The 8,952-nt window shown below is 64.9% G+C and carries 9 protein-coding genes; 3 read left to right on the top strand and 6 right to left on the bottom strand.

The genetic code is table 11. The annotated features are described in order from the left end of the window. Positions 1–265: ankyrin repeat domain-containing protein (locus ISS20_RS21545; protein ID WP_291439409.1), on the top strand; the 265-nt coding region annotated here is incomplete at its 5' end. Positions 266–368: 103 nt separating this feature from the next. On the opposite strand, the gene ISS20_RS21540 is transcribed toward ISS20_RS21545, so the two are convergent. Both ISS20_RS21540 and ISS20_RS21535 read right to left on the bottom strand, forming a co-directional pair. Then, complete coding sequence (locus ISS20_RS21540; protein WP_291439407.1) at positions 369–1,238, bottom strand: HDOD domain-containing protein; 870 nt, start codon at positions 1,236–1,238, stop codon at positions 369–371. 138 nt (positions 1,239–1,376) lie between these two features. After that, positions 1,377–2,324, bottom strand: a complete 948-nt coding sequence (locus ISS20_RS21535; protein WP_291439405.1) for a LysR family transcriptional regulator — start codon at positions 2,322–2,324, stop codon at positions 1,377–1,379. Positions 2,325–2,472: 148 nt separating this feature from the next. On the opposite strand from ISS20_RS21535, the gene ISS20_RS21530 reads away from it, so the two are divergent. Next, a complete protein-coding gene (locus ISS20_RS21530; RefSeq protein ID WP_291439403.1) occupies positions 2,473–3,117 on the top strand; it encodes an NAD(P)H-dependent oxidoreductase in 645 nt (214 codons plus the stop codon). A gap of 186 nt (positions 3,118–3,303) precedes the next feature. Here ISS20_RS21530 and ISS20_RS21525 read toward each other — a convergent pair whose 3' ends face one another. From ISS20_RS21525 to ISS20_RS21510, 4 genes are all read right to left on the bottom strand, one after another. Then, positions 3,304–5,610 carry a bifunctional diguanylate cyclase/phosphodiesterase gene (locus tag ISS20_RS21525; RefSeq protein ID WP_291439401.1) on the bottom strand — a complete coding sequence of 769 codons (2,307 nt, stop codon included), beginning with the start codon at positions 5,608–5,610 and terminating at the stop codon, positions 3,304–3,306. 300 nt (positions 5,611–5,910) lie between these two features. After that, the gene (locus ISS20_RS21520; RefSeq protein WP_291439411.1) at positions 5,911–6,702 is read right to left on the bottom strand and encodes a MetQ/NlpA family ABC transporter substrate-binding protein; all 792 of its coding nucleotides are present in this window, start codon (positions 6,700–6,702) and stop codon (positions 5,911–5,913) included. A gap of 130 nt (positions 6,703–6,832) precedes the next feature. Then, positions 6,833–7,921, bottom strand: coding sequence for a DUF6817 domain-containing protein (locus ISS20_RS21515; protein ID WP_291439399.1), 1,089 nt, complete (start codon positions 7,919–7,921; stop codon positions 6,833–6,835). Between the two features lie 228 nt (positions 7,922–8,149). Continuing rightward, positions 8,150–8,464, bottom strand: coding sequence for a hypothetical protein (locus tag ISS20_RS21510; protein WP_291439397.1), 315 nt, complete (start codon positions 8,462–8,464; stop codon positions 8,150–8,152). A 280-nt stretch (positions 8,465–8,744) separates the two neighbouring features. On the opposite strand from ISS20_RS21510, the gene ISS20_RS21505 reads away from it, so the two are divergent. Next, on the top strand, positions 8,745–8,952 hold a 208-nt coding region (locus ISS20_RS21505; protein ID WP_291439395.1), incomplete at its 3' end, for a DUF4148 domain-containing protein.

Genomic DNA, 8,952 nt, shown 5'->3' with positions numbered 1-8,952 from the left:
CACCATCTGGGAGGCCGCCCGCACGGGCCAACCCCAGCAGGTCGAAGCCCTCGTGCAACAGGGCACGCCAGTGGATGCCCGCGACCCCGAAGGAAAAACCGCCCTGATGCTGGCCGCCTTGAACGGCCACACCGCCACTGTGCAGCGGCTGCTGGCCTTGCGCGCCAACCCGGCGCTGGTGGACCGCGAAGGTCTGAATGCGTCACAGCTCGCAGCCCAGCGGGGGCACACGCGCCTGGCAGAACTGCTGGAAGCGGTGCGCTGAAAGGCGCACCGGCAGGTCTCGCAGTGCCTATGTCATGTCCGCATGGGGCGGGCGTAGCTGCCCCGCTCGGCGGTAGCGGCGAATCAGCTGCTCGTCGGAATCATCAGAACCGCACCGCCTCAAACGCGGGGTGCAGCGCATCGATCCAGTGGTCCAGCTCGTCCTGCGTCACATGCAGGTGGTCCATGCAGGCCTGGCCGTGTTGGGTCCACTCGCGCGTGGGGGCCAGGCCGTCGTGCTGGTTGACCAGAAACTCGGCCAGCAGGCCCAGAGCCACCAGGTGGCGCACCGTGGGGTCAAAACGCTCATCGTTCAGACACGCAAAGTCGTGGTGCAGCCAGATGGCCTGGGCCACGTCGCCCGGCAGGTGCCAGGTGCGCGCCACGATGGCGCCCATCACCGCGTGGTCGGTGCGGTGGCTGGCGTTCTCGGTCTGGGTAAAGGTGCGGTCCTTGCGCGCCAGGGCCTCGGTCACGGTGCCTGCGTAGCCTCGCACTGCCTTCACCAGCACCGGCATGCCCACGTGGCAAAACAGCCCAAAGCTGTAGCCCAGGCCCGGGTCCAGGCTGTAAAGCTGGTGGCCGATGTGTTCGCACGCAATGGCGCGGCGCTGCGAGCTTTCCCAGAAATGCTCCAGCAACTGCGAGCGCACCTGCAGCGCATTGCGCGTGATGAAGGCCGACAGCAGCTCCACGGCCGGCTGCAGCCCCAGCACCGTCAGCGCCATGCCCACGGTCTGCACCGGCTGGGCCAGGCCGTACAGCGGGCTGTTGGCCAGCCGCATCACGGCAGCGGCCAGGGCCACGTCGGAGGACGCCAATTGTTCCAGGGCCGCCGAGTCCAGCTCGGGCTCCGCCATGATCTGCTGCAGGCGCAGCAGCGATTCGGGGCACGGCGGGATCACAATGGCACGCACGGCAGGGTGCACGCGGGCCTGCCGGATGTCTTGGTCGATTGGGTGTGGAGCGGTCACAAAAAATCCCCGGGCCGCCGCGTGTGCCGACCACACGGATGGGCGCAGCCCGCACAGTTGCAATTCGTTGCATTGTGGCGCCAAAAAGCGTGTCGCCCACTGAAACAGTGCACAAGCACAGTATTTGAATTCAGCGACTCAGATGTTCGCGCCGTCGAGCCCCTGCAGGGCCTGCCGCGTGCTCAGGCTGCTGCGCCCGGGCATGGCCTCGCCCAGGTAGTCCAGAAACCGCCGCACCGCGGGCGACAGGCCCCGTCGTGAGGGGAACACGGCGTGCACGATGGCGGGTGCCGGTGCCCAGTCGGGCAGCACCCGCACCAGCTTGCGCTCGCGCATTTCTTCCTGGCACATGTAGTCGGGCATCCAGCACACGCCCGTGCCGGCCACGGCGGCGTACTTGAGCGTGAGCAGGTCGTCCGCCACATAACGCGGCGTGTGCTGCACCACCTGGTGCACGCCGCCCGGGCCAATCAGGTTCCAGGTGGAGCGCCCCTCGGGGGCCGACATGGCAATGCTGTCGAGCTTGGCCAGGTCGTCCAGCGTCTTGGGTGTGCCCTGGCGGATCAGCAGCTCGGGGCTGGCCACCAGGATCTGCGTGGTGTGGTCCAGGCGCTTGACGACCATGCTGCCGCTGTCGTCCACCGACGGCCGCACGCGCAGCGCCACGTCGATGCCCTCCTCCACCAGGTTCACCGCGCGGTTGCTCACCAGCATGTCGATGCGCACCTCGGGGTACTGGGCGAGAAACCGGGGCATCAGCTCGGCCACCACGGTCTGTGCCAGCGTCACAGGACAGCTCACGCGGATGGTGCCGCGCGGTGTGGTCTGCACCTGGGCCACAGTGTCGGCCGCCGCCTGGGCCGACTCGCGCATGGCCTGGCAATGGCGCAAATACGCCTCGCCCACTTCGGTCAGCGAGAGCTTGCGGGTGGTGCGCTGCAGCAGGCGCACGCCCAGCTGCGTTTCCAGGTCCGACACCCGGCGCGACAGGCGCGATTTGGGGATGCCGAGGGCACGGCCCGCAGCGGCAAAGCCGCCGCGCTCCACCACTTCGGCGAAATACAGCATGTCGTTGAGGTCTTGCATGGAGGGGTCCGTAACACACTTCAATCGTTCTATGGATGGAACAATCTATCGCAAGTTCACTACCTTATCAACAAATTGATCCATCCTCACAATTCATCCCATGGCCACACGCTGTGGCTCCGATCCACAGAACCCCAGGAGTTCCCTCATGCAACTGCTTCACGTCGACTCTGCCATCACTGGCGATCAATCCGTGTCCCGCCAACTGACTGCCCGCACCGTGGCTGCATGGCAAGCCGCCCACCCTGGCACCACCGTGCAATACCTGGACCTCGCCCAGCAGGCCCCTTCGCACCTGTCGGCCCAGTCGCTGGGGTTCCGCACCGGCCAGGCCGCAGCCACCGAGGTGGAACGCACTGAAAACGCGCTGTCCGAAGCACTGGTGAGCCAGTTCCTGGCCGCCGACGTGATCGTGATTGGCGCGCCGCTGTACAACTTCTCCATCCCCAGCCAGCTCAAGGCCTGGATCGACCGCCTGGCGCAAGCGGGCCGCACCTTCAAGTACACCGAGAAGGGCCCCGTGGGTCTGGCCGGTGGCAAGACGGTGATCGTGGCCTCCACCCGTGGCGGCGTGTACTCGACCAGCGAAGGCGGCCAGGCCATGGAGCACCAGGAGAGCTACCTGAAGGTGGTGTTCGGCTTCTTCGGCATCACCGACGTGCGCTTTGTGCGTGCAGAAGGCGTGGCCATGGGCCCGGACGCCAAGGCGGCCGCACTGGCATCGGCCGATGTGGAAATCACCACCCACACCAGCGTGGCCGCCAACCAGGCCCGCGTGTCGCAGGCCGCATAAGCGCTGCAAAAACGACGACGCGCAAGGCGCAAGCCCTGCGACGCCCCTGGAACCCGGCCCTGCGTCGGGTTTTGTCGTTTATGAAGAAAAATGGCCGGATGCGCTAGTGGAATATGCCTAAGTAGCTATCAATTTTGATATAGCACGCCCAGGCAACGCCGCCCCTACACCACACCGCGCCCACAGTCACTGCGCAGCGGGCAACCCCTGCCGCTGCAACCATTGTTCGGCCAGTTGCTGGGGCGGCAGGGCCGGGGCAAACAGCCAGCCCTGAAAACGCTCGCAGCCCATGCGGATCAGGAACTGCAGCTGCTCCTCAGTCTCCACGCCTTCGGCCACCACCGAAAGGCCCAGCGTGCGGGCCAGCGCATTGACGGTGGCGCAGATCTCGCGGTCGTTCACGTCCACCACAATGTCGCGCACAAACACCTTGTCGATCTTCAGCTCGCTCACCGGCAGGCGCTTGAGCTTGATGAGTGATGAGTGACCGGTGCCAAAGTCATCAATCGACAGCGCAAAACCTGCATTCTTCAGGTCGAGCGCGATGGCGTACAGGGACTCGTCCAGCAGCTGCGACTCGGTGATCTCCAGCACCAGGCCCGCAGGCTCCACCCCGGCGCGCTGCGTCACGCCCAACAGGGTCTGGGTGAAACCCGGCTCGCGCAGCTGGATGGTGGAGACATTGACCGACACCACCGGCACCTGCCAGCCCTCGGCGCGCCACTGTGCCATCTGGCGACAGGCGGTCTCAAACACCCACAGCCCGATGGGCACGATCAGCCCGCTCTCCTCGGCCAGCGGGATGAACTCGTCGGGCGGCACCGGCTTGCCCTCCATCGACCAGCGCAGCAGTGCCTCGGCGCCCACCGTCTGGCGTTGCTGGTTGAGCTGGGGCTGGTACACCAGTGTGAATTCACCCCCTTGCAGCGCGCTGTGCAGGCGTCTGCGCAGCTCCAGCCGGCCACGCGTGATCTGCGTGAACTCCTCGATGTAGAAGCGGTACGAGCCCCGCCCCGCGCTCTTGGTGGCATGCAGCGCCGAATGCGCATGGCGCACCAGCTCCACGCTGTTGACAGAGTCATCCGGATACAGGCTGATGCCCAGACTTGCACCCATGTACTGCGCGCCCACCTCCGAAAGCTCCCAGGGCCGCGCCAGCCCCTCCACCAGAGAAGCCGCCAGCTGCGCCAGATCGGTACGCGATGCGGGGCGCAGCAGCATCACGGTGAACTGGTCATTGGCCAGCCGCGACACCAGGCCCTGCCCTGCCAGCAGCTGGGTGATGCGCTGGGCCACCTCGCTCAGCAGCGCATCACCCACGCGGTGGCCGTAGGTTTCGTTCACGCTCTTGAAGTGGTCCAGGTCAATCAGCAGCAATGCCACGCGGCGATTGGTGCTCTGCGTGTCGCGCGCGGCCTCGGCCACGGCACGCTCCAGCGCGTCTTCAAAGTAGCGTCGATTGGGCAGGCCGGTGAGCGCATCAAAGTGCGCCACCCGGTACAGCTGCTCCTCGTTGCGCAGCACGGCGGCCTCGGCCGTGCGCAGGCGGTTGAGCAGGCTCACCACAATGGTCTGGCGCATTGCGGCCAGCAGCAGCACCAGCAGGCAGCACACCAGGATGAGCACCTGCACCCCGGCACGCCCGTCGGGCGCGACAAACAGCAGCACCAGGGTGATGGCGGCCAGCGTCATCGACACCAGCGGCACATAGTTCATGGCCCGGTCACACTGGCGGCGGTAGTCGGCATCCACCGACATATCAAAGCGCAGCCAGCGCGCGCCCCACCCCAGTGCGAGCGCCGACAGGCTGAAGCTGGCGTTGAACCAGACACCCGGCTCCACCGTGCCGCTGATCACCATCAGGTTCCACTGCATCCAGCTCAGGCCATAGCCCAGCAGGCCCATCAACACCAGCAGGTGCGAACGCGCCACCCGCACCCCCACGGTAGGAATGGCCAGCGCCGTGACACCCGCCGCCGTGAGGAACCCCGCCGGGTACAGCACCAGCACCGTGCTCACCGCCAGCGACCCCACCCCGCCCGAGGGCAGGTAGACCACCAGCGTGAACGCCAGCAGCGCCAACACGGCGCCACCAAAGTCGAGCGCCGCCGGGTAGGCACGGTCACGCGAGAGGCGGGCAAACGTGGCACGGATGACAGTGGCGGCCCACAGCGGCCCACCGGCCAGAAACAGCAGATCGGCGGGCGCCGGGAACGGGTTCCAGTCCAGCGCCACCTGCACGTTCCACACGATCTGCCCCACAGCCACCAGCAGGGCAAAGGCCAGCAGACCGGCGTGCAGCGTGCGGTCGGTGGGGGGCGCCTGCCGCCAACCGCGCCAGGCCCAGAAGGCCGACAGCCCAAACGCCAGCGTCCACGAGGCGTTGTCCAGAAACACCCGCACGCTGACGTCCGGCACCCACAGCGACGCGGCGAACAACAGCGTGGCTGCGCTCAACCAGACCGCTGAGAGGATTCGTTCCGCGAAGGACATGGGTGGGGGCCGTGGTGGAAGGGGTGTGCTGGGCGTAATTGCTACAGAACGTTAACCCTCCCATTGTGGACGCAAGCGTGGCCTGCCAGTTTCCCCTCAAAGCAGCCGGGGCACTGGGCCAGCCAATAGCTACCAAAAAAATAGCATCCAGCGCCTGCTGGACAAGCGCTGGATGCCAATGGAATCTGAATATTTGCCGTTCTTCGACAGCGCTGATGGGCGCCCGCTCCCCTCGCGGGAGAAAGTCAAGCCAGGGCACCGCAGCGCCCACCCATTACAGGGTGCGCTCAGCGTGAAGCCTTAGAACCCTGGCAACACCGAGCCCTTGAACTCGGTCTGGATGAACTTCTTCACTTCTTCCGAGTGGTAGGCCTTCACCAGCTTGGCCACCCAGGGCTTGTCCTTGTCGGCGTCGCGCACGGCGATCAGGTTGACATAGGGGCTCTTGGCGTTTTCTTGCGCGATGGCGTCCTTGCCAGGGTTCAGGCCGGCCGACAACGCAAAGTTAGTGTTGATGGCCGATGCGTCCAGATCGTCCAGCGAACGGGGCAGCTGGGCCGCGTCGAGTTCAACAAACTTGAGCTTCTTGGGGTTGCTCACCACGTCCAGCGGCGTGGCCTTGAGGCCAGCGCCGTCACGCAGCTTGATCAGGCCCTTGTCCTGCAGCACCAGCAGCACACGGCCGCCGTTGGTGGGGTCGTTGGGAATGCCGAACTTGGCGCCTTCCTTCAGGTCTTCCAGCTTCTTGACCTTCTTGGAATACAGGCCGATGGGGAAGTTGACGGTGTAGCCCACCGACACCAGCTTGTAGCCACGGTCAGCCACTTGCGCATCAAGGTAAGGCTTGTGCTGGTAGCTGTTGGCGTCCAGGTCGCCCGCGGCAAGTGCGGCGTTGGGCTGCACATAGTCGCTGAACTCGACGATCTGGATCTTGAGGCCGTCCTTCTCGGCCACCTTCTTGACCTGCTCGAAGATCTGGGCGTGGGGACCGCCGGTGACGCCCACCTTGATGGGCTTGTCCTGGGCCATGGCGCCAGTGGAGAAAGCGGCGGCAGCAGCCAGGGCCAGGGCGGATTGCAGGAGAAGGCGCATGTTGTTGTTCACAGGGAAAACCTTTCGTTGAGAGATGGCTCGCATACTAGGGTTTCCCCGATAAAACTGGAACAACTAAGTTTTCATTTCATTACAACCCAATCGCATAACAAGCTGCAAAGCGGTTTCCTCAGCCCCGCAGCGCCACGTTGTTCAGCTTGTCCAGCCGCTCGGGCCAGGTGCCTTCCACCGTCGCGCCCTGCAGCAGGATGCGCGTCCATGCCACCCAGGCGTCCCACTGCACGCGCTTGTCCCACGCATTGCCCCAGGCGCTGAACAGGTGCAGCGCGCTCTCGGCGGCGGCCTTGGCGTCGTCCTTGCGGCCGGCGGACAGATACAACTGGGCCAGCACCATCTGCGGCTCACCCACCCAGGGGTTGTGGCGCACGGCGCTTTCCAGTACGCCAGTGGCCACGTCCAGGTCCACCAGCGGCTGGTCTTGCTGGATGACGGACCAGTACAGTGACGTGGCCGCCGCCTCGTTGGCCGCAGACAGGTACTGCGAGCAGTGCGCAAACACGGGCGGCATGGGCAGCACATCCTTCAGCCCCGGGTGCTGGAGCGCCTTGGCCAGCCCATTGATCTGGTGCACCATGCGCCCCGACGGCCGCATGGGCCCGGGCCATAGCGATGCGGCCCAGTGCGCTTTCTGGCTACGGTGCTGCACGTCCGGAAAGCGCGAAAAGATGTCGTCCTGCCAGCTGAACCACTGCTCGATGGTGTCGGCCATGCTCACGATGATGAAGGCCGCCACCTCATACGGCGTGAGCACGTGGTCCTGCCCATCTTTTTGCAGCACCAGGCTGCCGTCGGCCTCCAGCGCGTGGGCCAGCACCTTCTGCACAAACTGCGTGCGCGACTGGGTGCAGAACAGGTAGACCAGGTGCTCGGCCGACTCGCCCGCAATCTCGCGCACCCGGGCGCGCTCCTTGGCGGGGTCGAACTTCACCAGGTCCACAAACGCATTGCCATACACGCTGTGCAGCAGACCCAGCAAACGCACATCGCGCGGCTGCTGCCACACGGTCAGGGTGCGCGTAACACCCACCAGGTGGTGGCGAAACGTGCCAGCCTTGTGCCAGTCCTGCCCCACATTGCGCGCCAGCACGGTGGGCAGCACGGGGGCCAGTTCGGGGTCACGGGTCAGCCACTCGTCGTCCAGCAGCGGCAACGCGCGGGCAAACAGGTCGGCGTCCAGGGGGTGAAGCGGCAGGGTCATGGTGTCTTGTCTCCGGCGTTGATGGGTGCAGGTAATGCAATGTACACACAGTATCTGCCGGCAACGCAGGTGTGCAAGCACAAGGGTGACCTGTCCAACACGACACAGAGAGCATTGGGCATCGGCCGATCGTTACGGCGTCTGCTCATCCCGCGCTGCTCCAGCCCTCATGCCGAACGCGGACCTGCGGGCCCTTCGGCAAATGCCCTCGCCCGCTGTGGCAGCCTTTCAGGCCCGTACCAGCCGCACTTCAAAGTACGCACCCTCCCCTTCCCCCAGATCCCGGAACCCTGCCTGCCGGGCTGCCACACTGGCCTTGCCCCAAGCCTTGAGCAGGGTGAGGTCGCCAGGAGATACCACCTCGGGCGGTGACTCTTCCAGGCTCTGCGTGGTGTCCAGGGCGGCGGCGACCTGTTCGGGCCCACCGAGCTGCTTTTCGAGCGCCTTGGCGTACCTGATTTCTGCTGCAATGCGCTCCTTGGCCGGGAGCTCCTCGGGATAGTCGCGCAGAGTGACGGCGAAAGTGGATTCGATGACTTGCATGGCGCTGCTTCTCCTGTGGTTTGATGCTGTATGAATATACAGTTTTTTCCAAAAGAATTCGAGTGCTGAAAGTTCAGACGTGAGCGCGGAAGGGTGGAAAGATTGTTCTCAATACTGGAACAGTTAGTTCGCGACTGAGTGGTTTTTCCCTGAACACCATCGGCGTACAGTTCATCCCATCGATGAGCCGAACCCGCAAGGCGACTCACCGAACCCGGTTCAGGAATGGTTTTTGACCCGGCTTTTTTGAGACGCTTTTTAACTTTCAAGGATTTTCATCATGAACAAGACCGCCCGTTTCCTCTCCGTCGCCGCCGTTGCCGCCTTCGCCGCTTTTGGCGCCCATGCTGACGAAGCCGATGGCTCGCAATTTGCCCTGAAGTTCGACACGAACCGCACCCGCGCTGAAGTGGCTGCTGAAGCCGCTACCGTGGCACAAACACGCTCCATCGAGCCCGCAGGTTCGCGCGTGGTGACCTACAAGTCCA

It is taken from the genome of Acidovorax sp., from assembly GCF_016783915.1.
In the GTDB taxonomy this organism is placed as follows: domain Bacteria; phylum Pseudomonadota; class Gammaproteobacteria; order Burkholderiales; family Burkholderiaceae_C; genus Acidovorax.
The sequence above is the reverse complement of the archived record's forward strand: the minus strand, read 5'-3'. Positions and strand labels throughout refer to the sequence as shown.